The 22,321-nt window shown below is 68.4% G+C and carries 22 protein-coding genes; 12 read left to right on the top strand and 10 right to left on the bottom strand.

Annotation, left to right across the window (positions count from 1 at the left end):
• Positions 1-34: 34 nt before the first annotated feature.
• Complete coding sequence (locus ACJ8AT_RS00905; protein WP_407735605.1) at positions 35-2,953, bottom strand: YncE family protein; 2,919 nt, start codon at positions 2,951-2,953, stop codon at positions 35-37.
• A 279-nt stretch (positions 2,954-3,232) separates the two neighbouring features.
• On the opposite strand from ACJ8AT_RS00905, the gene ACJ8AT_RS00910 reads away from it, so the two are divergent.
• On the top strand, positions 3,233-3,928 hold the full coding sequence (locus ACJ8AT_RS00910) for an RNA polymerase sigma factor (protein WP_407735606.1): 696 nt from the start codon (positions 3,233-3,235) through the stop codon (positions 3,926-3,928).
• 6 nt (positions 3,929-3,934) lie between these two features.
• Here the strand turns inward: ACJ8AT_RS00910 and ACJ8AT_RS00915 are convergent, their stop codons facing one another.
• Together ACJ8AT_RS00915 and ACJ8AT_RS00920 are read right to left on the bottom strand one after the other, a co-directional pair.
• Positions 3,935-4,444, bottom strand: a complete 510-nt coding sequence (locus ACJ8AT_RS00915; RefSeq protein WP_407735607.1) for a TlpA family protein disulfide reductase — start codon at positions 4,442-4,444, stop codon at positions 3,935-3,937.
• A gap of 2 nt (positions 4,445-4,446) precedes the next feature.
• Positions 4,447-4,869: a Fur family transcriptional regulator gene (locus tag ACJ8AT_RS00920; protein WP_407735734.1), complete on the bottom strand. Its 423-nt coding sequence runs from the start codon at positions 4,867-4,869 to the stop codon at positions 4,447-4,449.
• A 377-nt stretch (positions 4,870-5,246) separates the two neighbouring features.
• On the opposite strand from ACJ8AT_RS00920, the gene ACJ8AT_RS00925 reads away from it, so the two are divergent.
• From ACJ8AT_RS00925 to ACJ8AT_RS00935, 3 genes are all read left to right on the top strand, one after another.
• Positions 5,247-6,386 carry a hypothetical protein gene (locus tag ACJ8AT_RS00925; protein ID WP_407735608.1) on the top strand — a complete coding sequence of 380 codons (1,140 nt, stop codon included), beginning with the start codon at positions 5,247-5,249 and terminating at the stop codon, positions 6,384-6,386.
• 12 nt (positions 6,387-6,398) lie between these two features.
• On the top strand, positions 6,399-6,758 hold the full coding sequence (locus ACJ8AT_RS00930) for an FmdB family zinc ribbon protein (protein WP_407735609.1): 360 nt from the start codon (positions 6,399-6,401) through the stop codon (positions 6,756-6,758).
• 283 nt (positions 6,759-7,041) lie between these two features.
• Positions 7,042-7,788, top strand: coding sequence for a hypothetical protein (locus ACJ8AT_RS00935; protein ID WP_407735610.1), 747 nt, complete (start codon positions 7,042-7,044; stop codon positions 7,786-7,788).
• A 3-nt stretch (positions 7,789-7,791) separates the two neighbouring features.
• Here ACJ8AT_RS00935 and ACJ8AT_RS00940 read toward each other — a convergent pair whose 3' ends face one another.
• Positions 7,792-8,523 carry a PHP-associated domain-containing protein gene (locus ACJ8AT_RS00940; RefSeq protein ID WP_407735611.1) on the bottom strand — a complete coding sequence of 244 codons (732 nt, stop codon included), beginning with the start codon at positions 8,521-8,523 and terminating at the stop codon, positions 7,792-7,794.
• A 63-nt stretch (positions 8,524-8,586) separates the two neighbouring features.
• Positions 8,587-8,862 carry a hypothetical protein gene (locus ACJ8AT_RS00945; RefSeq protein ID WP_407735612.1) on the bottom strand — a complete coding sequence of 92 codons (276 nt, stop codon included), beginning with the start codon at positions 8,860-8,862 and terminating at the stop codon, positions 8,587-8,589.
• A gap of 194 nt (positions 8,863-9,056) precedes the next feature.
• On the opposite strand from ACJ8AT_RS00945, the gene ACJ8AT_RS00950 reads away from it, so the two are divergent.
• Positions 9,057-9,251, top strand: a complete 195-nt coding sequence (locus tag ACJ8AT_RS00950) for a hypothetical protein (protein ID WP_407735613.1) — start codon at positions 9,057-9,059, stop codon at positions 9,249-9,251.
• Between the two features lie 79 nt (positions 9,252-9,330).
• Here the strand turns inward: ACJ8AT_RS00950 and ACJ8AT_RS00955 are convergent, their stop codons facing one another.
• On the bottom strand, positions 9,331-10,656 hold the full coding sequence (locus tag ACJ8AT_RS00955) for a hypothetical protein (protein ID WP_407735614.1): 1,326 nt from the start codon (positions 10,654-10,656) through the stop codon (positions 9,331-9,333).
• Positions 10,657-10,946: 290 nt separating this feature from the next.
• Between ACJ8AT_RS00955 and ACJ8AT_RS00960 the strand changes: the two genes are divergently transcribed.
• Genes ACJ8AT_RS00960 through ACJ8AT_RS00980 form a run of 5 tightly spaced genes read left to right on the top strand, consistent with a single transcriptional unit; the run spans position 10,947 to position 16,741 of the window.
• The gene (locus ACJ8AT_RS00960) at positions 10,947-12,950 is read left to right on the top strand and encodes a serine/threonine-protein kinase (protein ID WP_407735615.1); all 2,004 of its coding nucleotides are present in this window, start codon (positions 10,947-10,949) and stop codon (positions 12,948-12,950) included.
• A gap of 51 nt (positions 12,951-13,001) precedes the next feature.
• Complete coding sequence (locus tag ACJ8AT_RS00965; RefSeq protein WP_407735616.1) at positions 13,002-14,264, top strand: hypothetical protein; 1,263 nt, start codon at positions 13,002-13,004, stop codon at positions 14,262-14,264.
• Between the two features lie 8 nt (positions 14,265-14,272).
• Positions 14,273-15,577, top strand: a complete 1,305-nt coding sequence (locus ACJ8AT_RS00970; protein ID WP_407735617.1) for a hypothetical protein — start codon at positions 14,273-14,275, stop codon at positions 15,575-15,577.
• A gap of 25 nt (positions 15,578-15,602) precedes the next feature.
• On the top strand, positions 15,603-16,382 hold the full coding sequence (locus tag ACJ8AT_RS00975; protein WP_407735618.1) for a hypothetical protein: 780 nt from the start codon (positions 15,603-15,605) through the stop codon (positions 16,380-16,382).
• Between the two features lie 8 nt (positions 16,383-16,390).
• On the top strand, positions 16,391-16,741 hold the full coding sequence (locus ACJ8AT_RS00980) for a hypothetical protein (protein ID WP_407735619.1): 351 nt from the start codon (positions 16,391-16,393) through the stop codon (positions 16,739-16,741).
• Positions 16,742-16,750: 9 nt separating this feature from the next.
• Here ACJ8AT_RS00980 and ACJ8AT_RS00985 read toward each other — a convergent pair whose 3' ends face one another.
• Positions 16,751-17,701 carry a hypothetical protein gene (locus tag ACJ8AT_RS00985; RefSeq protein WP_407735620.1) on the bottom strand — a complete coding sequence of 317 codons (951 nt, stop codon included), beginning with the start codon at positions 17,699-17,701 and terminating at the stop codon, positions 16,751-16,753.
• A gap of 34 nt (positions 17,702-17,735) precedes the next feature.
• Positions 17,736-18,275, bottom strand: coding sequence for a hypothetical protein (locus ACJ8AT_RS00990; protein ID WP_407735621.1), 540 nt, complete (start codon positions 18,273-18,275; stop codon positions 17,736-17,738).
• 205 nt (positions 18,276-18,480) lie between these two features.
• Between ACJ8AT_RS00990 and ACJ8AT_RS00995 the strand changes: the two genes are divergently transcribed.
• Both ACJ8AT_RS00995 and ACJ8AT_RS01000 read left to right on the top strand, forming a co-directional pair.
• The gene (locus ACJ8AT_RS00995) at positions 18,481-18,636 is read left to right on the top strand and encodes a hypothetical protein (RefSeq protein ID WP_407735622.1); all 156 of its coding nucleotides are present in this window, start codon (positions 18,481-18,483) and stop codon (positions 18,634-18,636) included.
• Positions 18,637-18,968: 332 nt separating this feature from the next.
• On the top strand, positions 18,969-20,126 hold the full coding sequence (locus ACJ8AT_RS01000; protein WP_407735623.1) for a pyridoxal phosphate-dependent aminotransferase: 1,158 nt from the start codon (positions 18,969-18,971) through the stop codon (positions 20,124-20,126).
• Here the strand turns inward: ACJ8AT_RS01000 and ACJ8AT_RS01005 are convergent.
• Positions 20,115-21,467 (bottom strand): DUF2330 domain-containing protein, encoded by a 1,353-nt coding sequence (locus tag ACJ8AT_RS01005; RefSeq protein WP_407735624.1) that lies wholly within the window; start codon positions 21,465-21,467, stop codon positions 20,115-20,117. The two genes, ACJ8AT_RS01000 and ACJ8AT_RS01005, sit on opposite strands and share 12 nt — an antisense overlap.
• Positions 21,431-22,300, bottom strand: coding sequence for an RnfABCDGE type electron transport complex subunit D (locus ACJ8AT_RS01010; RefSeq protein WP_407735625.1), 870 nt, complete (start codon positions 22,298-22,300; stop codon positions 21,431-21,433). The genes ACJ8AT_RS01005 and ACJ8AT_RS01010 overlap by 37 nt, the downstream gene beginning before the upstream one ends.
• Positions 22,301-22,321 lie beyond the last annotated feature (21 nt).

A 22,321-nucleotide genomic window follows, 5' to 3' on the forward strand; every position in this document is an offset into this window, starting at 1 on the left:
GCGTGGACCGTCACGCCCCCGGCGGCCTAGGGCTCTACTCCAGCGACAGCAGGTAGAGCGTCAGCGCATCGATGTCGCTCTCGGACAGTTGAGACGTCTTGCCGTGCGTGTCCTTGATGACCTGGATGTGGTTGGCAGCCAGCTCCGGGTTGATCTGCCGCTGGCCGTTCACCGTCACGATCAGCGGCGCCATGTTGGACGAGCCGAGCCGATCGATCTGCAGGCTCCCATCCGGCTGGGTGACGAACGGGCTGTCGAGGCTCACGTAGAGGGGGCCCTTGCCATCGCCGGCCAGCGCGCCGCTGCTGTCGGCGAAGGTGATGGGCACCTCGGTGGGCAGGACGACGGGCGAAGCACCCAGGTAGTCATCGTCCACCGCGCGCTGGTGATCGGTGCGCACCGTGCGGAAGTTGAAGCCACGCTCGCCGGGCCGGAGCAGCGGGGAGTCCGGGGTCAGCAGGATCTCCCGCACCGAGTGTGCGTCGCCATGGTGCAGCCAGCGCGGCGTGCTGTCCCAGAACGAGCGCAGGTGCTTGGTGTTCCGGGCGCTGATGTTCTGCCGCGAGCCCTCGTCCTGCGGCGCGCCATTCGGGGTGAAGACGTAGTCGTTCTTCAGCCGCAGGAAGGGACCGTTGCCGTCAATGGTGGTCTCGCTGATGACGCCCGGCTCATGGATGTTGAAGTCCTGGAAGGTGTTGTCCACCACGCCGTTGGTGATCTTGTTGCCGTTGTGGTGGCAGTCGGCGCAGCCCGAGCCGCCATCGGCCACCTTGGTGGTGAACAGCCACTTGCCGCGCGCAATCTTCGCCGCCTCGTCCGAGGCCGGGAACTGCGTGAGCGGGTTGGGCATGCGGCGGGTCTCGTTCTGCGTCCAGAGGATCTCCAGGTAGGAGATGTCGTTGTAGTTGGCCTGGTACGCCTTGCCGTTCAGCTCGGGCCGGCCGATGGCGGCCGAGTTCTCCGCGGTCTTGCGCAGCACGTACTGGTCACGGGCCTGGTAGCGATCCAGCTCGTTGTCCTGGGGGAAGAGCGTCGTCTTCCGCTCGGCGATGGTCAGCTCGCCGGTGCAGGCGGAGGCGTAGGCCATCATGTCGTTGTTCAGCCCCTCGTACCACTCGGGCCAGTTGTCGGAGACGTCCTTGTTCTGCGGGCAGTTCTTCACCCCGCCGAGGGCGTTGGCTCCCACGTTCCACTGGCTGCCATCGCTGCGGCTCTGCCAGTGGCAGAACCCGCAGGACTTCTGCCCATCGTCCGAGTAGGCCGAGCTGAACAGCCAGCGCAGGCCCGTCTCCTCATCGGTCGCGAAGAGGTGGCTGCCGTTGCCGCCCGTGGTGGGATCCGGCGTCTTGTCGGTGACGCCCACCGTCACATAGCCGCCCCGAGTGAGGGTGCCGTTCGGGTTCACGGTCAGGAACGAGATGTCCTCCGTGTTCATGTTGGCCACGTACAGGGTGTGCCCGTCGGGCGAGACGGCCAGGCCCTGCGGGGTGATGCCTCCGGTGAACTGGATGCCCAGCTCGGTCAGGATGCCCGAGGGATCCGCCGGGTTCTGGTTGATCCGGAAGACCTCCACCTTGTCCGAGTGCATCATCGCGGCGAACAGCAGATCGCCCTTGACGAAGATCTGCTCCGGGCCGCTGCCCTGGATGATCTTCTGGCTGGCGGCGAAGTCTCCCAGGTCCACGAGCTGGCCGGGGACGGCCATCATCGACTGGTCTCGCCCGGCGTCGACGTAGCGATAGATGAAGCTGTTGTTGGTGGTGTCGAAGACGTTGAGCTCGCTGCCCAGGTCATCGAAGGTGGTGGCCTTGGTGGCGTCCGCCATCACCGGCGTGTAGCCGAGCGGAGTGCCGTTGTTGCGGCGGAACGTGCCGCTGGCGTCCCGGGCCGCCACGCCATGCGCGCCCTCGGGGCCGTTGAGCGCGTTGTTGGTGGCGTGTCCGGCGACGATGCCCCACCGCCCGGCGATCTTCACATCCGTGGCCAGCCCGCCGACCACCATGTTGCGCACCAGCGTGTTGGCGTCGTTCTCCACGTTGATGACGGCCAGCGTGTGGCCCAGGGTGTTGGCCACGTAGAGCGTCTTGCCATCCGCGCTGAGCGCCAGATCGCGCGGGTTGGCGCGGTCCAGATCGTTCGCGCCGGTGGGGATCTCGGCGATCTGCGTGAAGGCGGGACCCGGATCGATGCGGAACGCGCGGATCTCGTCCTTGAAGCGGTCGGTGACGTACAGCCTCGTGCCGCTCGCGTTGAAGGCCAGGTCCTCCCCGTAGAAGCCCGTCTGGAAGTCGCCGATGACCGAGTCAGTCACGGTGTCGATCACGCTGGCGAAGTTGGCGTACTGGTTGAGCACCACCGCGTAGGCATGCGGGTAGATGGCCGTGTTGACGGGGGACACCTCCACGCCCGTGGGGCGAGTGCCGAGCCCCTGCCCGCCCGGCCGCAGATCCACCCACTTGCGAACCGTCTTGCTCGCGGTATCCACCACCGCCACCCGCCAGTCCGGATAGCCCTCGCGTCCTGGCAGCGCCACGTAGACCTTGTCACCGCCCGGGGTGATCGCCAGCGAGGTCGGCCAGCTCCGGAACGGCTGGGGCCGGAACGGCCAGAACTGGTTGCCCTTGCTGAGGATGGGGTTGTTCGGGTCCACCCGGCTGCCCGGGTCCGGCTTGCCCGTCATGTAGTCGTTGCCGAAGGTGATCCGCGTGAAGCGCTCCAGACCGCCGCGCTCGCCAGCAGGCTCGGCCCCTACCAGCTTCGCCACCGGATCCGCCGAGCCACCCGTGCGGATCTGTCCCTGGGAGTCCGTCTTCACCGGGGTGACGAAGAAGCGCAGGGCCAGGGGCGCCTCGCCCGGTGGCGTCAGCACCTGGGGGGTGAAGGCGCTCGACAGGGCCCGATGCTCGGTCCCTTGGCCGCTCTCCGGCTTCGACAGCCCACTCCAGCACGCCAACCCCAGGCTCCCCACCGTGACGGCGCCCAGGAAAAAGCCTCTCCAAGGTCCCCGGTGGCCCTGCCCCGGGTGCTTCCTGCCCATCGACTCACTCCGCATAACACTCCTCTTCGTGGCTCCAGGGGCAGGCACCAGCCTGCCCCGATGCCTCTTTGGAGATCGGAGCGAGCAATGCGTGACAAACAGGGATTTTATTTTTTCTGGGATTTCACTGTGGGTCGTCGGAGGTGAGACTATGGGGGACTGTCACGCTCCCACCGCCTGCTGCATCTGAAGGGTATGGAGACAGCAAGAGACCCAGGTAAGGCGGTGGAGACGGGCTCTCCTTCGGATGAGGAGTTGGCCGACCGCGTGAAAAAGGGCGAGACGGCCCTGTTCGAGGTGCTGATGCGCCGGCTCAACGTGCGCGTGTACCGGGCTGTGCGTGCGCTGGTGTCGGATGAGGCCGAGGTCGAGGACGTGATGCAGCAGGCCTACCTCCTCGCGTTCTCGCACCTGGGGCAGTTCGAGGGCCACTCGAAGTTCTCGACGTGGCTCATCCGCATCGCGGTGAACGAGGCGCTGCTTCGCCTCCGGCAGCGGAACCGGCTGGTGGCGCTCGATGAACGCGAAGGCTCAGACGTGGACTCGGAGGGAGACATGAAGCTGGAGGGACGAAACACGCCCGATCCCGAACGGCGGGCCTATGATCGCGAGCTCGTCCGGTTCCTGGAGTCCGCCATCGACGCGCTGCCAGCGCCCCACAAGGTGGTGCTCATGCTGCGGGAGGTGGATGGGCTGTCCACGGCGGAGACCGCCGAGGTGCTGTCGACCAACGAGGAGACGGTGAGGACCCGGCTCCACCGGGCCCGAGCGTTCTTGCGTGAGGAGCTGGACGCCCGGATCGGTGGCCAGCTCCACGAGGCGTTCTCCTTCCACGCCACGAGGTGCGACCGCGTGGTGGCGGCGGTGATGGCCCGCCTCACGCCGAGCTGAGCGCGGCTACTTCTTCAGCACCTTCTCGATGGCCTTGGCCATCTCCTCGTGCGGGGCCACGCCCTGCCAGGCGGCCACCACCCGCCCCTGCCGATCGAGGATGAACGAGGTGGGCAGCGCATCAATCACCCCGAAGGGGCTCTGCCCCAGGTGGATGCGCTGGTCCGCCACCAGCACCGGGAAGCGCAGCGCGTAGTGCTCGGCGAACGGCACCAGCACCTGCTCCCCCTCCAGATCCATGCCCACGCCCACCACCTGGAAGCCCTGCGGGCCGTAGTCTCGCTGGAGCGCCTCGAGCGTGGGCAGCTCCGCCATGCACGGGAAGCACCAGGTGGCCAGGAAGTTCACCAGCACCACGCGCCCGGACAGCTCCTCCGCCGCCTGCCGCTGCGGCCCCACCGCCGGCAGCGCGAGCGCTCCCAGGAAGCCCTCGCCCGGAGCCTCCACGGCCTCTGGAGCGCTCTTGCACGCCACCAGCCCCAGCAACAGCACGCCTGCGAGCACGGAGCGGCGCACGCTCAGGCCTCGGAGGGGCGCTCGGAGCCCAGCCGCTGACAGTCCTTGCACAGCCCGTACAGCTCCATCTTGTGCGAGGTCACCGTGAAGCCGTGCTTGCGCGCCACCGCCTCCTGCATGGCCTCGATCCGATCGTTCTCGAACTCGACGATCCGGCCGCAGCGGGTGCAGATGAGGTGATCGTGGTGCTCGCGCCCGGCCGCTGCCTCGTAGCGCGTCTGCCCGTCTCCGAAGTTGCGCGCGTGGGCCAGCCCGCAGTCGTTGAGCAGCTTCATCGTCCGGTACACCGTGGCCACCGACACCTTGGCGTCCTGCTCGCGGACCTTGCTCCACAGCTCCTCGACGGACAGGTGCCCCCCGACCGAGAAGAACGTCTCGATGATGAGGCTGCGCTGGCGAGTGCTCTTCAGCCCGCGCTGCGCCATGTAGCGGTTGAGCACCGACTCTCTCGACTGCTCGCTCACGGGTAAAGCACCTCCCTCAGGCAGGTATGCTTCCAATACCTGACGAGTCCGAATCGCCATCACACTACCTTCCCCTACCCGGCGAGTGACGGGTCGTCTGCTCGCACTGCGGCCAGCGAGCCCCAGGGACTTGCACTCTCCCCTGGCTGTTTACATTGGAGACCGTCAGGCTCATTGACACCCGTCCGCTATGGAAGATAGAGGCATCCGCCCTCGTAAACGAGCATTTTTCGGCAAGTTTCCTCATGAATAGCCAATGGCAGAGAAGACGGCAGCCCGATGATGTGCCGACCCCGGTGGCGGTAGCCGTCTCCGATTTCTGTCGGCGGGCCAAGGCCATGGCCTCCCCGACCGAAGTCCGCGAAGCGCTCGCGCTGCTGTCCGAGGACGAAGACTTTCGGGTGCGCACCTTGACGGATGCCGAGCCGGAGGCCTCGCCGCTCGGCCCCTTCGCGGTGGTGGATGTTCTGCGGGGAACGGCAGCCTCCCTGGCCGCTCAGCGGCAGGCGTGCGGCTATTACGAGCTCGTCCAGGAGCTGGCCCGGGCGCGCGAGGAGAAGGCGCCCCTGAAGCCTGCACCCCTCACGCCGGAGGCTCCGGCCTTCGCGGCGCCCCCGCCCCGTCCGGCCCCGGCTGGAGACGCGGAGGAGGCCAGCCGAGGCAAGGGCGGCAAGGCCGCTCGCCAGGAGGCCGAGTCCGTCCAGGAGCGCATCGCTCCTCGCAAGCGCGCCGCGGCGGCCGAGCTCGAGCCGGAGCAGACGCCCGAGTCCGAGCCGCGCTTCCTCAAGCGGGATCTGCCGAAGCCGCGAGGCCGCTTCACCCAGGTGGCGGCCCCCAAGGGCAACTACCACCAACTGCTGCGCGCCGAGGGCAAGGAGCTCCTGGAGTCGGCGCTGTCGCAGAACGAGCACCGCTTCTCGCTCCTGAAGGCGCTGTCCGAGCAGTACAGCGGCGCCAAGGGCGAGCTGACCCTGTTCGATGTGGAGAGCGCGCTGGACCGCCATGAGCTGATGGAGACGCTGACCGCGAAGGAGCGGCAAGGCATCCTCTCCGCGTACACCGATCATCGAGGCGCGGCGGGCCGCGTGGGTTGGGCCCTGGGCCTCAGCCCCTCCGAGCTGCAGCGGCTGATCACCTCGCTCGGGCTCCAGCAGGAGGTGGAGGAGATTCGCGAGCGCTTCCGGCGCGAGGCGCTCGGCGCGCGTCACCTCACGCAGCGGTTGGATCTGCTCGGCCGGGACAAGTACCTGGCGGATCTGGGGATCAAGAAGCGCTTCACGGACGCGCTCCGCAAGGAGCTGGAGGGGCTCGTCCGGGACGAGCTGCCGGGCGCGCGGGATCTCCAGGGGCTCTCGCTGGCCGTGGCTCGAAAGCATGGCGCTCCCCAGGAGCTGGTCCTGCGCGCCATTGAACGACTGGGACTGACTGGCGCGCTGAGGGAGCAGCTCGCGGCCCACTCCGATTTCTCTTCGCCCTGACGAGGTTCAATCATGCCCATCTACGAGTATTCCTGTCAGAGCTGCGGCAAGGTCATCGACGTGCTGCAGAAGGTGAGTGACCCGACCCCCGAGGCCTGCACCGAGTGTGGCGCCACGGGCACGCTGTCCAAGCTCGTCAGCCGCTCCAGCTTCGTGCTCAAGGGAGGCGGCTGGTACTCCGATCTCTACAGCTCCACCAAGAAGGACGGCTCCAGCGGCAGCTCGGACTCGAGCTCCTCTTCCAGCGCGTCGGCCAGCAGCCCGGCTTCGTCGAGCAGCACGGCTTCGTCGAGCAGCACCTCCTCGTCCAGCACGGCTTCTTCTTCCAGCAGCACGCCGGCACCCGCGGCGGCTTCCGCGAGCAAGACCTAGCTGACCGGAAACTGGCGGAGGGCATGAGCGCGGCACACACTCCGCCTCGTGCCCTTCCCACCTTCCAAGCGTCCTCCCCGCCGCTGTGCTCTGTGTGGCCATCCGGAGCTGACGGACGCTCGCGGCCTGGGCCGGTTCCTGCTGGTCCCCGATCCCGACGGGCGCGGCCCGGTGTGTCCACCTCAGCGTGGATGCCAGGCGCTCGCCCGCACCGAGTCGCTGACGCAGGCCGCCCGCTGAGCTAAGCAGGGCCTCTCACGCGCTCACGCCTCGGGAGGCCTTCGTGAAGAGACTGCTCGTCGTTCTGGTCGCGCTGGTGGCAGCCGGCTGCAAGTCCCACACGCAGATCGCGCCAGAAGATCGCGCCTCGCTGGAGCACACGCTCACCGGGCCCGAAGCAGACCGGTACCTGCGCCTGTCCATGTACACCACCCCGTTCTTCGGGGATGCCTCCAAGCGGCTGCTCACGCCCTATCCGCCCGAGGACGTGCTCCTGCTGAACGACACCTCGGGGAAGACGGTCAACCCGGGCGCCATCGAGGCCACGCTGCCCACGGGCGCCAAGGCGCACATCCGCAAGGTGGAGTTCCCCACCGCGTGGGTGGTGACCGAGCGCATCCTCTACACCCCGCGCACCTGGCCCTGGGTCTACGTGGAGGTGGAGGGCGCGCCCAAGGGGCCGCCGCTGGTGCTCGTGCTGCGGCCCCACCTCAAGACGCGCGAGGAGTTCCTCGCGGAGGTGGATCGCTACCTGTCCTCGCAGGATCCCGCCGCGCAGATCAGCGCCTTCAGCGAGCCCGTGCGCGAGGCCATCCGCCAGAAGAAGACCGTGCCCGAGATGCCCGCCGAGGCCCTGGAGATGGCCTGGGGCTACCCGGAGACGATCAAGCGCACGCTCGAGGGCACCGCGCACAACGAGGAGTGGATCTACCCGGGAGGCCGGCGCCACGCCTTCCTCACCGAGGGACGGCTCGTCCGCGTCGAGGAGGCCGCGGCGCCCGCTTCGACGCTCGCCCCGGGCTCGAAGTAGAGCTCAGCGGCGGCGGCGGCGGTTTCCACCCCCACCGCCCCGGCCCTTGCCGCCACCCTTGCTCGCCTGGGCCTCGCCCGGGCGCGTCAGCCGAGGCAGCTCGCCGGCCATCACCGGCCAGAACTCGCCCTTCAGGATCTCCGCCACGAGCTGCGCCTGGGTGGTGATCGGGTTCTTGAAGAGCGTGGCCCCGCGCCCCACCTCGTCCAGCGAGCCGCGCGCATCGCTGCCTCCGATGCAAGGCAGCTTCAGCGCCTCGGCCGCCTCCACGGCCAGATCATTGGCCGTCTGCTTCACCTTGGCGTTGTAGCCCTCCACCGCGCTCAGCAGGTTGAGCGAGCGGATGAAGTCCATGGGCGCGTTGGGCTGATCGCGATCATACGGCCGCGCGGCGATGATGGCCGCCCCCAGGGACTTCACCTTGGGCAGACACTCGGCGGCGCTCCAGGGCTTCTCCCGGTTGCTGCCCCACAGCTGCACCGGCTCGGGCGCCAGCTCCGGCTTCGGGAAGAAGCACAGGTACTGGCCCTTGTCCGTGATCAGCTCCAGGCCGACGAAGACCTTGACCTTGGACTTGGCGCCCATGTCGAACAGCTCGTCGCAGCCGTCCTGGGTGTTGGTCTCCGTGAAGGCGACGGCGTCCAGGCCGAACAGGGCCGCGCGCTCGAGCACGGCGCGCGGATCCAGGTCGCAACCCTTCGACAGATGTGAGTGCGCGTGCAGGTCGATCAGCATGGGCGCCGCTCCCTAACAGGCTCGGTTGAGCCTGTCGAGTCTCGCCGCCCCGGCTTTCGCTCGTCAGGCGTACGCGTAGGACTGGAAGAGCCCCTTCTGGGTGCTGCCGTTCTTCTCCTCATAGGTGCGGATGAGGTAGCCCATCAGCATCAGCGAGGAGGTGTTCTCCAGCACCCGCGAAGGATCCTTGGAGATGAGGTTGGCGCTGTAGTTGAGGAAGAACTGAGCCAGGTCCTCGCCTGCCTCCTTGACGATCAGCGCGTTGAGCGCGGCCGGATCCATTGTCCGGATCGCATTGATGAAGTCTACGGCCAGATCCTTCTTGGTCTTCACGTCCACGTACCCATCCCCCGTCGCCCCCACCCTCCCCAGGACCCGTTTCCCAGGCTCGGACCTTGATGCGACCTGGAAAATCTAGGCACGTTCTCCCACCTGCAAACCCCCGGCGGCAGGGCGGCCGGGTTTTTGACACTCTGTAAAAGCATGTGCGATAAGGGGTTCACGCGACGTCGAATCAATAGGAGGGGACGGCGATGTTCACGGGCGTGAAGGTTTTCTCGGCGACCAAGGCCAAGGAGCGGGAAGAACTCGGCGAGAACGTCACCCGCTGGATGAAGAGCAACGCGGATCTGGAGATTGTTGACCGCGTGGTCCGCCAGTCGAGCGACAACGAGTTCCACTGCTACACCCTGATTTTGTTCTACAAGCACACGAAGTCCCAGCCGTAGCGCGAGAGGCGCGGCCCCCGGCTGTCCGGGTGGCCGCCTCGTGCCAGAGTGAGCGAGCGCCTGCCTCGCGGGCCGCGGCTCAGTCCTCGTCAGGGCCGTCCTCTGGGTGGTCCTTCCCTCTTCCATTCCCCACGCTGTCCGCGTCCCCTGTGCTGAGCAGCTGGGAGAAGTCCGTCAAGCGCGGGCCGCCGGGGCTGAGTTGCTCGGTGAGGAAGGCGGAGATCTGCGCGGGGCTGCCCACCTCGCGCGTGCGCACGTGGAGGAAGTTCGTCCCCGTCTCGGACTTGTGACACCCACTGCACATGGCCCCGGCGAAGGCGTGGCGCACGTCCTCGGAGACGCCGGGCACCACCCAGGCCAGCGTCGAGGGCACAGGCGCGGCGGCGGCGAGGAATGGCTGCCCCTGCCACGTGGGAGGCACCTCGTGCTGCCCAGCGAGGATCGCCGCGGAGTTCTGGCTCGCCCAGGCCCCCAGCGCGGCGCTGCCGTTGAGCGCGGCGTTCACCTCCTGCTTCACCGTGGTGGGCTTGAGCAGCCCCCACCTGCGGCTGAGGACGAACTCGCGCAGCTCCCAGAGCTTGGGATCCGTGGCCGAGAGGGCCACCTCATCGGTGCGGAGCTGCAGCAGCGCGCTGCCGTTCACCTGGAGGGGCGCCGCGCTGCGCTTGGTGAACTCGCGCGTCACGGCCTGCAGCCGCGCGTTGTAGGCCGGGCCGAACGGGACGCTGCTCAGCGCGTGCCAGCGCTGCGCCCAGGTGAGCATGTCCACCCTGCGCGAGATGGGGAGCTGGTACTCGAAGATGACGGTGAAGGGCAGCCGCTGGCCGGTGGGCCCCAGCACGCCGAAGACGAAGCGCCCCTGGCCCGCGTGGCCGGGATCCGTCCCCATGGGCACCCGGCGCAGATCCGGCCGGTTCACGATGGCCAGCAGCCGGAAGGGCGCCTTGGAGAGATCCAGCACGCAGCGCTCGTCGGCGGTCGTAGGGCTGCAACCGCTGGCCGTGCGCCAGGGATCGATGATCTGGGTCCGGATCAGGGGGCGCGCGGGAATGACCAGGCCATTCACCGTCTGATCGTGCTCCCACGTCTTCAGCCAGGACATGATGAACAGGGAGCGCCCGTACGGGTTGCGCAGCAGCTCGGGCACCATGTTGTCGATGAGCCGCCCGAAGGACCAGCTCCCCTGGGGATCGGTGCCCGAGTGGGCCGGATCCCACGTGGTGTACAGGGCGTCATCCACCACGCTGACGTCGTTGATGAGGAGCTCCCGCGCCGGATCGATGGAGGACGGAGCCACCACTTCATCCCGGCGCGTGATGATGGAGTCCCCCGCGGTCCCCTCCTCCACGGGGGGAGCGCACGCGGCCAGCATGGCCACAGCGCTGCTCACGAACCACGACCCCATGGCTCCAATGCCCCTTCGTGCGATGCGCATGTCTTCTCCCCGACGGCTCAGAGCACTCATGCGCGCCCTTCCCTGAGCGCGCCTGCCCTCGAGCAGGGCAGAGAGGTAGCCACGTGCCGATGCGGAGCAAACGGGCGCTCGGGCGGAGCTCCCTGTTCACCACTCTCAGCCATTGATCAGCGGAGCCCGAGCGGCGTCGGCTGGCAGAAAGGAGCCCCCTCCCCGCAGGGCATGTAGCCCTTGCGACATCGGGTCGCATGTACAGGCTTCGGGCCGCAACCATGAGACCTGTGCACCGACGACTCCTGGGGTTCCTCATCACTGCCTGTGCCCTCATGGGGGCCACGGTCGGATCGCTCAAGCTCGACGCACGCGGCCAGCAGGTGGCGCGGGTGCGCGCGGGACAGGTTGCGGGCGTGGCGGTCAGCGGTGCGCGGGAGTCGCTCTCCAGCCGGCTCCGAGCGGTGGAGGCCCGGGCCGCGGCAGGCGCCTCCTTGAATCCGGTGCGGGCACTCGCCGCGGATCACGTCGACATGGCCACCCTGCAGGATGCCTTCGGCACGGAGCCGTGGTGGAAGGCGTTCCGGGACGAGTTCTCCTTCCACTCCCTGATCCAAGGGAGCCGGCGCTTCGACTTCACCCCGGATGGGATCTCTCGTCCCGTGGAGCTGTCGGCCCTGCTGGCCGCCTCGAAGGGGCGCCCGCTGGCTTCGAGCGTCCTCCTCGTTAATGGAGCGCCCTACCTGGCCGCCAGCGCGGAGGTGCAGGTCCCCGCGACCTCGGGGACTGGGCGGGCGCTGCTGGTGCTCGCGCGGCCTCTGGAGAAGACAGAGCTCGAGGCGATGGCGCAGGAGTTCAAGTCCACGCTCCTCCTCACCGACGCAAGCGGAGCGCCTCTGATGCGCGCAGGAGTGGGCGCGCCGCAGGAGCTCCCCTCACCGCCTCGGGATGGCACACCGCTCACGGGGCGGGCGGGCCAGTGGTCCATGGCTCGGGCTGAGATGGGGCCCGGCGTGTTCCTGTGGGCCCAGGCGGACACCCGCGCGGAGGCGGCCCAGGCGCGCGGCGCGGCGCGAGCGCTGATGGTGCCCGTGTGGCTCACCGCCCTGCTGGCCTCGGGGATCGCGCTCTGGCTCGGCCTGCGTCCCCACCGGGAGAGGGCCACGGCGGAGCTGCTCGCCCAGACCACGCAAAAGCTTGCCGCGGCGGAGGCTCAGCTCAAGCGCCTGTCGATGCGGCTGCCCACGGTCCAGCCCTCTCCCGAGGCTCCTCCACCGCCTCCGCGAGCCGAGCCGTCACTGGCGGCGCCCGTGCCCTTCGGACGCTATGAGCTGCTGCGGCCGCTCGGTGAGGGCGGGATGGCGCGGGTGTACCTGGCGCTCGCCCGGAGCGCGGGAGGCTTCGAGCGGCTGTTCGTGATCAAGCGGCTGCACGAGCCGCTCGCCCGCCAGCCGGAAGCGGTGGCCCAGTTCATGGACGAGGCGCGGCTGGGCGCCAGCCTCATCCACTCCAACGTGGTCCCCGTCTACGACTTCGGCGAGGTGGACGGCGAGTACTACATGGCCTCCGAGTACATCCTCGGGAGGGATCTCGACACGGTGGTGCGCCGCTCCTTCGAGCGAGACGGTGGCCCCCTGGAGCCCGCCACGGTCTTCTTCGTGGCCCAGGAGGTGCTCAAGGCGCTCGGGTACGCGCACACGCGCCAGGATGCGCAGGACCAGCCCCTGGGGATCGTCCACCGCGACGTATCTCCGATGAACATCCTGGCCTCCGCTCGCGGAGAGGTGAAGCTGCTGGACTTCGGCATCGCCAAGAGCGCGAATCGCTCCACCCAGACGCGCGTGGGGTTGGTGAAGGGCAACGTGAACTTCATGGCCCCCGAGCAGGCACGAGGGCTCGAGGTGGATGGCCGCGCGGATCTGTTCTCCCTGGGCCTGACGCTCTTCTGGTGCCTCACCGGCGAGCTGCTCTACGACGGAAAGAACGACTTCGATCGGATCATCCAGGCTGCCGAGGGCCCCTGCGAGGCGCACTGGGATCGCATCGCCCAGCTGCCCTCGCCCTGGGCCTCCATCCTCCACCGGGCCCTCCAAGCGCACCCCGCGGATCGCTTCCGCTCGGCGGAGGAGTTCGCCGCGGCGCTGCCCGCCGTGAGGCCCGAGAACAGCTCCAGCCTGGGGTGCACCATGCTGCGCCTCTTCGGCGAGGAGCTGCGCGCCGAGTCCGCCTACCGCTCCGCGCTGGCCGCCGCGGCGGCCTCTCCTTCCTTGCTCGGTCAGGCCTTCACCGGCTGACGCCGAGCCTCCCCGCTGTCGCCCCCGTCTCTCCCCACGAGAGTGACCCCCATGGCGTCTACCCCCTTCACCCTCCCGCGCTTGGCGCTCGTCCCGGGGCTGTTGCTCCTCGCGGCGGCCTGTAGCTCATCCGGACAGCCCTCGGCGCCAGCTCCGCACGTGTGGACGCTGCGCCAGGTGAGGGAGTCGTCGCTCTTCGAGGGAACCATCGCGGGCTTCCCCGCCTCCGAGTGGATCACGCCCCGAGGCCATCCGCTCCCGCAATGGTCACCTCCCTTCCATGACACGCAGCTGCTCCAGACGGAGGACTTGGATGGATTGAACGTGCTGCCGGCCTTCAGCGAGGGGCAGCCCGCGGCCTTCTCGGTCGCGGAGATCTGGGAGCGGGTCCCCGAGGTCTGGGTGCAGCCCTGGTACGTGCTCGTCACCGCTTACGAGCCATCCAACCCCAGCGCCTACCGGCTGAAGGACTCGATCCCGGTGGTGGATGTCGAGGAGGAGAGCCTCTTCTACAGCCCGTTCTGGGAGACCCTCTACGTCGTCGTCCCCGAGGACACGCCGCCGGATCGCTACACGAGCGCCACGGCCATCCTCTCCGCGGGGCTGCCCATGCACCACGGAGGAGCGCTGCTCGCGCCGCTGGCACCCAAGGACGTGCTGCCCGCCACGGCCGAGGGGAGCACTGGCCCCGTCCGCCCACTCACCGGTGAAGCGGTGGGGACCGCGCGCCAGGGCGACGCGTGGCTGCACGGGCAGCAGATCTCCTATCTGACCTTCGGCTCGAGCAACTTCACCTGGAACACCGAAGCGAGCAGCTCGGGCATCGTCGACGAGACAGCGCTCTACCTCTTTGCTGGCACGGGGCCGGATGGGAGCCTGACGCCCCTCGGGCTGCCGGCGGTGGTGGGCACAGGGCCTCGTGGAGCGAACCGGGCGGCGAGGGTGTCCGCCAGCGGCGTGCCTCAGTTCGGAGCGTTGACCCGCCCGCACCTCGCGCTGCTGCCCACGTCCGCCGGACCCTTCATCCCGAGCACGATGGGGCTGCTCAAGGACACGCTGCGCGCCCAGGGAAGCGTCACCGTGGTGGACGTCCACCTGGACATCGAGGCGCGTCCAGACGCCAGCGACTACGCCCTCCGAGTGGCGCTCAACCCAGACTGCTTCAAGGACCCAGCGAAGTTCCCCGCGGCGTGCCGCTGGCTGGACTCGCAGGCGGCGGTGGAGACAAACCTCGCGCCCTCGAGCCTGCAGCCGCAGGACGTGCTCTTCACCTCCCCTGTCCTCTTCTACGACGGAAAGAAGGTGGGCCGATGAGAGCGCGCATGATCCTCCCTCCCGCGCTCGTTCTGCTGCTGGCGTCCGCGCTTCCCGCGCTCGCGGATTCGGGGACTGGGGAAGAGCCTGACGCCCCGTCCGACTCGAAGCCCAGCGGCTATACGCCAGAGGAAGAGTCCGTCTCGCCGTTCCGGATCTCTGGATACGTGGACGTGGGCTTCGCCAAGGCCCAGGGGAGCGGGAGCTCGTTCGTCCCCGACGACACGCGCGTTCCCGCGGACTACGGCGTGGACGCGTTCGCCCCGGCGGTGAACTCGCGCGGTGAAGTCGCTTCCCTGGATGCCGGAGGGCGCTTCGTCAACGGCTTCCTGCCGCGCACGGTGGATATCGGCGGCCACGGTTCCTTCCTGCTCAACACGGCGAGTCTGGATCTCTTCTACGAACCCTCATCGGCGCCGGTGCTCGTCTTCGCGCGGACCCAGTTCCTGCCCCGCTTCGAGCAAGGCAGCGGCGGCACGAGGATCCTGCTCCAGCAGGCGTTCGGCCGAGTCACTCCGTTCTCGGGCCACGAGTTCATGATCACCTTGGGCCGCTTCGACTCCGTCTTCGGCATTGAGTACCTGGAGAACGAGTCCCCGCTGCGTACGGGCATTACTCCGTCCCTGATTGCGCGCTACACCACGGGGCCTCAGCTCGGAGTGAAGGCCCTCTACCGGCGGCAGCTTCCGCCGCTGTCCTCGGCGGTGTCCTTGAACGTGGCGGTGACCAACGGCAGCAGCCGGGTGGACAGCCTCCAGACGCCGGACCTCAGCCTGACGGGGCTGCCCTTCGTGAGCGCGCGGCTGGGCTACGAGCTGCAGCTCCTGCGGCTGCAGGTGAAGCTGGGCGCGAGCGGACAGACCGGGGCGCGCAACGATCAGAACGACTCGCGCGTGCACCAGACGCAGCTCGGGGCGGACGCGAGGCTCACCGCCGGATGGTTCAGCCTCTCGGGCGAGTACGTGCGCGCACGCGATGGCGCGGGCACGGCGCCCGGCAAGCACACCGGCCTGGGGGACTACTTCTACGCCTCGGGCTTCGCGATGGATGGCCTCTACGAGACGCTGGCGCTCGCGGTGCCGGTGGAGGCCGAGGCCCTGCGCACGGCCACCGTGTATGGCCGATACGATCGGCGCGCGGCCGAGTTCCACGGCTTCGGGGGCATCCTGACGTCGCGCTACACGGTGGGCACGCGGCTGGATTTCTGGAGCGTGCTCGCGCTCAAGGCCGAGTACCTCTTCAACCGCGAGAACGCGGGCGCGCCCCGGGTGGACAACGACGTGTTCGCCGCCTCGGCCGTCTACGTCTTCTGAGCCCCTTTCCTGGACTGGATCCTCCATGCTCTCGCGTCTCCGAGCCCCGCTGGCACTGCCCGTCGCGCTCCTGCTCGCCTTCCCGGCCTGGTCCGCCGCGCCTTCGGACAGAGACTCGCTGGAGACGGAGCTGCCCATGCCTCCCCCACCTCCGGGCTACTGGCTGATCCCCATTCCGCACGAGGAGGTGCGCCGCCCCAAGGTGAGCGCCACCGGCACCATCAAGGGCACGGTGCAGGGAGAAGCTTCCGGGGCCGCGGGCGCGGTGGTGTGGCTGACTCGCGCGGTGGGCACCACGCCGAAGCCCAGGCCCGCGCCACGCCAGGTCATCCTCCAGAGAGGCAAGCGCTTCTTGCCACACGTGCTGGTGGTGCCCGAGGGAACCGAGGTGGCCTTCCTGAACGAGGACCAGATGTTCCACAACGTCTTCTCGCTCAGCAGACCCAACGAGTTCGACCTGGGGCTCTATGAGAAGGGCGTAGCGCGCAACAAGGTCTTCACCGAGCCCGGCCCGGTGCGGCTGCTCTGCAACATCCACGCGTCCATGTCCGCCTTCGTCTACGTGGTGGACTCGCCCTGGTACGCCCAGGCGGACGAGCGGGGCCACTTCGAGCTGCGCGGAGTGCCTCCGGGCGAGTACGTGCTGCACGCCTGGCACGAGACCTCCGCGAAGCCGAGCACCCAGCCCGTCACCATGAGCGAGGGGCTGGTCTCCGTGGCCGCCACCGTCACCAACGACGCCGAGCGCACTGCCTTCGTCCCGGACAAGGCAGGCCACCCGCGCCAGACGCAGCTCGGGTATTGATCCCACCCATGAGCGAGAACGCATCCTGGCAGCCCTTCGAAGGTGGCAGCACCCTGGGCCTGCCGGGCTCTCAGGGCGGAACGATCACCTGGGACGAGCAGTACGCCGGACAGCTGCGGCTGACGCTGGAGCAGGACGAGAGCCGCTCCTTCTACGCCATCACCTGCGGCATCGCCGGGTGGCTCGTCCACTCCCGGTTCTTCGGCAGTGCCAGCGAGGCGTTCGCCGCGTTCGATGAGATGCGGCCCGCCTTGGTGGAGCTGGCGTCCCAGCTCCCGGAGGGCGGACCTCGAAGCATCCCGGACGCGGCGCGCAAGGGAGGCCCCCTGCTGGCGGCCTTCCTCGGGCGCTTCCCGTAACCCGCTGGCTCAGTAGACGACGAGCGGGTGCGGGATGAAGTAGCTGACGATGCTCAGCACGGGGATGTGCGCACTCTCGTCTTCCTCGTCCACGGAGCCAGAGGTGGTCCGCATCCCATCGAACCGCGCGAGGATCACGAAGTCCCGGCCCGGCGTGAGGAACGGATCCGGCTTGGCCAGCCGCCCGAGCGCCTCGCGCCCGGTATCAGTGGAGACGTTGTCGTAGTGCGGAACCGTGATCGTGCGGCGCGTGGTCTCTCCCTTCGAGAGCGAGCCTTCCACGTTGCCATTGCCCAGCGGCGTCTCCCCGCCCAGGTTGCCCGAGGTGGTGGACACGGTGTCCTTCCGGCGCGTCACGCTCACCTGCCGCTCGCTGGCGACCGAGCCCAGGCCCTGCTCGACGAGCCACACGGTGGGCTTGTCCCCCTCGCTCCGCACGTCGCCCACCTGGGCCCGGACGAGGATGTAGCGCCCCTTGTACGTGTCCGGCTGGGCCATCGCCGCGGAGAGCGAGAAGATGGGCAGCCGCTGCTCGTTCAACATCCGGAGGTCTCCCTCCACGCTGCCGCCTCGCTGGGCCACCACCTTGGCCAGCAGCGCGGCGCCCTCGGGGCGGGTGCGGAGCTCGTGCTGCCACGCGCTGCTCATCAGCGCCTGGAGCTGGGTGAAGGGGGTGCCCTCGACGCAGGCCTTCAGCGCCGCCCACGCCTCATCGTGGGAGATGGGCAGGTAACGCCGCGCCTGCCGCTCGCACGCCCCGGGGTTCGAGAACTGGGACGTGAAGGTCCGCGGATCAAATGGGTCAGGAGGAAGCTCGGTGGCCGCCTGGCCGCCGGACGGAGGGGTGTCCCGCGCGTCCTCCTCGGTGGCGCGAGTAGGGGTGGCCGCGCATCCCACCACCGTCAGCGCGCAGAGCAGGACCCAGGCGTGATGCGACACAGGCTTCTTCGAAAGGTTCAAGGAGTCTCGTTGCATGGACGTCATTTCCCGTGCGTTACAGGGAGGCCGAGCCATGGCCCGGGCGCGGTTCGGACTTGTCGGACTTCTGAGTGGGCACTGTCGCCTTCACGGTGGCCGCCATCTGGGTCTCCTGCAACACGCCCGAGATGGCGCGGTAGCAGGCTCGGGCCGCCGGGGAGAAGCGCCCCTTGGCGTCGACGATCGCGACGGTGCCCTCCAGATCGCAGCGCTCGGCGGCGGCGGCGTACTTCTTCTCGCAGGTGGCGGCCAGGTTGCCCCCGTCGCCCTTGGCCTCCTCCGAGCGGGGACGCGCCGCCTCCGCGCACAACGTGCGGCCCAGCTGCTGGATGGTGCGCACGTTGCTGGTGGCCTGCTCCTTGTTGGGCTGGGAGGGCGTCAGCTCGGCCTCGAAGACGCACTCCTTGCCGGAGCGCAGCGTGTCCGCGGTGCAGGACCACGCGGTGGGCGAGTCATCCGCCATGGGAGGCGACTCGAGGGACTGGGGGGAGGAGGCCGGCGAGCCATCATTCGGCCCCGCGCCCAGGAGGAGAGAGAGGAACACGACGGTGATCATGGCCCCACAGCGTAGGCCCAGCCCGGCCCGCGCTCAATCGGCCCCCGGCTCGAATGTCTTCCCCTCATCTCGCAGGTTTACTCACACTCTCCCTTTTCCAGCAGCACAGCAGGCGGGCAAGCAATGCGCAGGGCAGGCATGCAAGCTCCGTGGAGCCCTGCGCCAATCGCTTGCTTCCGAGAAAGCCAGCACCACCGTTGGAGGCATGAACCTTCTCGTCATCCTACTGGTACTGGCGCTGATCTTTGGTGGAGTGGGACTCGCTGTGGAGGGGCTGAAGTGGATGCTGATCATCTCAGCCGTGCTCTTCGTCGCGAGCCTTGCAAGCGGCGCGATGTCGCGCGGCCGCCTGCGCGCATGACGCCTCGCTGATTCGAGGCGGATTCACGTTCTGGCCTGAGGGAGGGTCAAGGAGGAGGAGCGAGCGCCCCTCGCTCCTTGGCCCTCGTCATCACTGCACCAGCGACGCCCTGCCCACGGGGAACACCGGACAACTGAGGGTAAAAGCCGCTTTCATGGGAAGCCTCCTGGATTCGCACTGGGAGCGTACCGGCACCTACTCGCAGCGCCACCTTGAGCTCCAAGGAAAGGAGATGTAGGAGCCGCTCCGCAGGCAGGCAGCAAGGAAGGATCTCATCACGAATCCACTCCTCCTACCTGCCAAGGCTATAGTCCGAGCCCACCGGAGGAGAGATGCGTCCGTCCAGAATGATGCGCGTGGTGGGGTTCAACGTCGACCGGGTGGTGTCGGAAACCGCCATGGATCCCGAGATCCTGCGCCTGGATAATTTCGGTACGGATCTGCCTCCGCCGCCCGAGGCCGTCGCGGCGACCCGGGAGTCCGTGGGAACGGCCGAGGCCAACAGCTACACGCCCTTCACCGGCGCTGGCAGCCTGCGTCAAGCGGTGGCCCAGCGCCTCAAGCGCCAGTGCAACCTCTCCTATGATCCGGATCGGCAGATCGTCATCACGGCGGGTGGCACGCAGGGGTTGATCTCGGCGCTGCTGGCCATCATCGAGCCCGGCGACGAGGTGCTGCTCACGGACCCGACGTACGCGGGGATGATCCACCGCGTCACCTTCGCGGGTGGCGTGCCCATGTTCGTGCCGATGAAGGTGGTGGATCGCAAGTGGCGGCTGGACCTGGACATGCTGCGCGCCATGGTCACCAGCCGCACCCGGGCGATGGTGCTCTCCAACCCGAACATGCCCGCGGGCCATGTGTTCACCGAGACCGAGTGGATGGCCATCCGCGAGCTGTGCGTCACGCGCAACCTCTGGCTGCTGTACGACGCCGCGCTGGAGAACGTGCTCTATGACGGGCTGCCCCTGCGCCACCCGGCCACGCTGACGGGCATGCCGGAGCGCACGCTGATCGTCGGCTCGATCTCCAAGGAGTACCGGATGATCGGCTGGCGCATCGGCTGGATCGCCGGCCCGCCGAAGGTGATGGCGGACGTCTTCTACACGCACAGCTACCTGGTGATCGCTCCGCCGGGCATCGCCCAGAAGGGCGCCGAGGTGGCGCTGCGCTCGGAGGATGCGGGCGTGCCAGCGGCGCTGGCCGAGTGGAAGGCCCGGCGCGACCTGGTGCTCCAGCAGCTCGAGGGCCTGCCGGTGATCATCCCCGAGGGCGGCTGGAGCATGCTGATGGACGCGCACGCGCTGGGCTACAGCGCCACGGACGCGGCCTCCATCCTGATGTCACAGGCGAAGGTGGCGGCCACGCCGATGACGAACTGGGGCTCGTCGGTGGCGGAGCGCTACATCCGCCTCGTGTTCAGCTACGAGCCCCAGGACCGGCTCAAGCAACTGCGCGAGCGGCTGCGGAAGACGTCGCTACTTCCATAGCTTGTCGTACCACTTCGAGTCCGAGCCCTTCGGCGCGTCGGCCCCCATCTTCTCGCGGATGGTGGACAGATCCCACCCGGTGAGCTCGGCCAGAGTCTTCGCCTCCTGGGTGTGGCGCTGGTCGAGCTGCTGCCGGTACGTCGCCGCCTCCTCGCACTGGCTGTCGCCGGTCCACGGGTAGCGGAGGATGTAGCGGCCCTGGAAGTTCTCGCGGTCGCCCGTCTCCTGGAAGACGAGATCCTCGGGGAAGTGCTCGCTGTCGTAGCGCACGTGCAGGCGCGTGAGGACCACGGGCGAAGCGCCTCCGTAGCGCCCACGCTGGGGCGACTGCTGCCCGGCGTCCATCCAGAAGACGCCGAGCTGGCGCAGCTCCTCGGGGCTGAGCGGGTCGGCGGCGCACGGATCGCACCAGCCCATGTCCCAGAAATACTCGGTGAGCAGAGCGCGGCGGCCCTGCTGCTCGTGGGCCTTGTTGAAGGTGGCCTTGTAGAAGGAGCCGAACTCGTTCTTCACGAAGAGGGGCACCTCCACGTTGGAGGGCATCTTCACGGTCTTGTAGTTGGTGGACTCGACGCGGCCCTTGCGGGTGAGCGTGTAGATGACCAGGTCCTGCGGCCCGTCGGCGTTGGCCATGCCGAGGCGGATGGGGAGCATGAACTTCTGGGACTCGTAGGCCATCTGCAGCGGGCGCAGGTAGGTGAAGCCGGCGGCCTTCTGGTTCTCGAGGTTCACCTTGGCCACGAAGAACTTCATGTCCTGCTTGATGTAGGGCTGCAGGGCGGCGGCCGAGCGCGGAGGGATCCGGTAGCCGCTCTCGCGCAGCCAGGTCTCCAGGCCATCGGACTGCTTGGCGGAGAGGATGACGATGTCGTACTCGCCGATGGTGTACTGGGCCTCGATCTTCACGCCGAGGGCCCGGGAGCGCTCGGCGCTCAGGCCCGCGGGCGCGGCGGCGCTGGGCGCCATCATCTTCTTCTCCATCTTCCTCATCACATACCGCTCGCAGGGATCCGCATCGTGGTACTCGACGAGGCGGGGCGAGGAGTAGGCATCGAGCCGCTCGATGTACTTGCGCTCGCCCACGTGGATCTGCTCGCGGGTGAGCACGGCGGGCACGGGGACGACGACGGCGAAGTCGGAGAGCTCGCCCTTGTAGTCGTTGGACATGGTGACGACGGTGCGCTCCCCGTCGCGCACGAGGACCACCTGACTGGCCTGATTGAAGAGCTGGGCGTCGGCCTTGGCGACGTAGAAGCCGCAGAAGGCGTGAGCGGCGCGAGGGACGGCCAGGAGCGCGAGCGCGCTCAAAGCGACGGCAAGGGTACGGACGGTTGCGAGCATTCGGGTTTCCTCTCAGCGGGCCAGTGGTAGCGGTCCGCGGGCAGGAGTCGGTCGATCAGCGGGACAGCAGTGGACAGGAGGAGCAGCGCCCAGATGAGGGCGTTGTACCACCAGAAGGCGTGCTGCAGGACGAAGGCGAGCCCGGCCACGGCGACGGCCAGGGCGATGCGCGCCGAGCGGCGATCCGGGGTGGTCTTCGGATCCGAGATCATGAAGAAGGTGAAGAGGATCAGGCTGCCGACGTTGAGCTGATGGAGCAGCACGTCGGGGCGCTGGCCGAGGTAGAGAACCCGGGCTGTCTTGAGGGCCACCCAGCTCGCGAGGAAGGCGAGGCTCACGTCGGAGCGGAAGGCGCGGTGCGCGACGGAGAGGCCGAAGATTCCGAACCAGGCGATGAGCCCGGCGCTCTCGCCCCACTGGCTTGGCGAGCTCCAGGCGTGGGGCGTGAGGAAGAGGCAGGCGGCGAGCCCGAGGTTGGTGGGGTTGAAGACGTGCTTGCCGCGCACGCGGATGACGAACTTGCTGGCAATGGCGATGAAGGCGGCGAGCGGCGGCACCCAGAGGACATCGCTGCGCAGCAGCAGGGAGAGCCCCAGGGCGCTGATGATGGCGGAGCGGTAGCCGGCATCCGGGACGCGGTAGAGCCGAGTCATGGCCCACTGCGTTACGCACGCGGTGGCGAGGATGACGGGCGGCTGCCACGGGCGCAGTTCGAACTCGAGGAACGTGAGCCCCGCGAGGAGAAAGGACCCCAGGAACGCGATCTGCAAGATGCGCGGATCCTGAGGGAGCGCGGGCAGCCGGACTTCAGGCAGAGCGAGGCGGGCGAGCATCGTGCGGGCCATTAACGCACG

Source organism: Hyalangium sp. (assembly GCF_045802625.1).
In the GTDB taxonomy this organism is placed as follows: Bacteria; Myxococcota; Myxococcia; order Myxococcales; family Myxococcaceae; genus Hyalangium.

Excerpts from the sequence above, each read along its gene's own strand:
- ACJ8AT_RS00910 (WP_407735606.1), top strand. The coding sequence starts at position 3,233 with ATGGAGACAGCAAGAGACCCAGGTAAGGCGGTGGAGACGGGCTCTCCT.
- ACJ8AT_RS00920 (WP_407735734.1), bottom strand. The coding sequence starts at position 4,869 with ATGGCGCAGCGCGGGCTGAAGAGCACTCGCCAGCGCAGCCTCATCATC.
- ACJ8AT_RS00925 (WP_407735608.1), top strand. The coding sequence starts at position 5,247 with ATGGCCTCCCCGACCGAAGTCCGCGAAGCGCTCGCGCTGCTGTCCGAG.
- ACJ8AT_RS00930 (WP_407735609.1), top strand. The coding sequence starts at position 6,399 with ATGCCCATCTACGAGTATTCCTGTCAGAGCTGCGGCAAGGTCATCGAC.
- ACJ8AT_RS00940 (WP_407735611.1), bottom strand. The coding sequence starts at position 8,523 with ATGCTGATCGACCTGCACGCGCACTCACATCTGTCGAAGGGTTGCGAC.
- ACJ8AT_RS00950 (WP_407735613.1), top strand. The coding sequence starts at position 9,057 with ATGTTCACGGGCGTGAAGGTTTTCTCGGCGACCAAGGCCAAGGAGCGG.
- ACJ8AT_RS00955 (WP_407735614.1), bottom strand. The coding sequence starts at position 10,656 with ATGGGGTCGTGGTTCGTGAGCAGCGCTGTGGCCATGCTGGCCGCGTGC.
- ACJ8AT_RS00965 (WP_407735616.1), top strand. The coding sequence starts at position 13,002 with ATGGCGTCTACCCCCTTCACCCTCCCGCGCTTGGCGCTCGTCCCGGGG.
- ACJ8AT_RS00970 (WP_407735617.1), top strand. The coding sequence starts at position 14,273 with ATGATCCTCCCTCCCGCGCTCGTTCTGCTGCTGGCGTCCGCGCTTCCC.
- ACJ8AT_RS00975 (WP_407735618.1), top strand. The coding sequence starts at position 15,603 with ATGCTCTCGCGTCTCCGAGCCCCGCTGGCACTGCCCGTCGCGCTCCTG.
- ACJ8AT_RS00980 (WP_407735619.1), top strand. The coding sequence starts at position 16,391 with ATGAGCGAGAACGCATCCTGGCAGCCCTTCGAAGGTGGCAGCACCCTG.
- ACJ8AT_RS00990 (WP_407735621.1), bottom strand. The coding sequence starts at position 18,275 with ATGATCACCGTCGTGTTCCTCTCTCTCCTCCTGGGCGCGGGGCCGAAT.
- ACJ8AT_RS00995 (WP_407735622.1), top strand. The coding sequence starts at position 18,481 with ATGAACCTTCTCGTCATCCTACTGGTACTGGCGCTGATCTTTGGTGGA.
- ACJ8AT_RS01000 (WP_407735623.1), top strand. The coding sequence starts at position 18,969 with ATGCGTCCGTCCAGAATGATGCGCGTGGTGGGGTTCAACGTCGACCGG.
- ACJ8AT_RS01005 (WP_407735624.1), bottom strand. The coding sequence starts at position 21,467 with ATGCTCGCAACCGTCCGTACCCTTGCCGTCGCTTTGAGCGCGCTCGCG.
- ACJ8AT_RS01010 (WP_407735625.1), bottom strand. The coding sequence starts at position 22,300 with ATGCTCGCCCGCCTCGCTCTGCCTGAAGTCCGGCTGCCCGCGCTCCCT.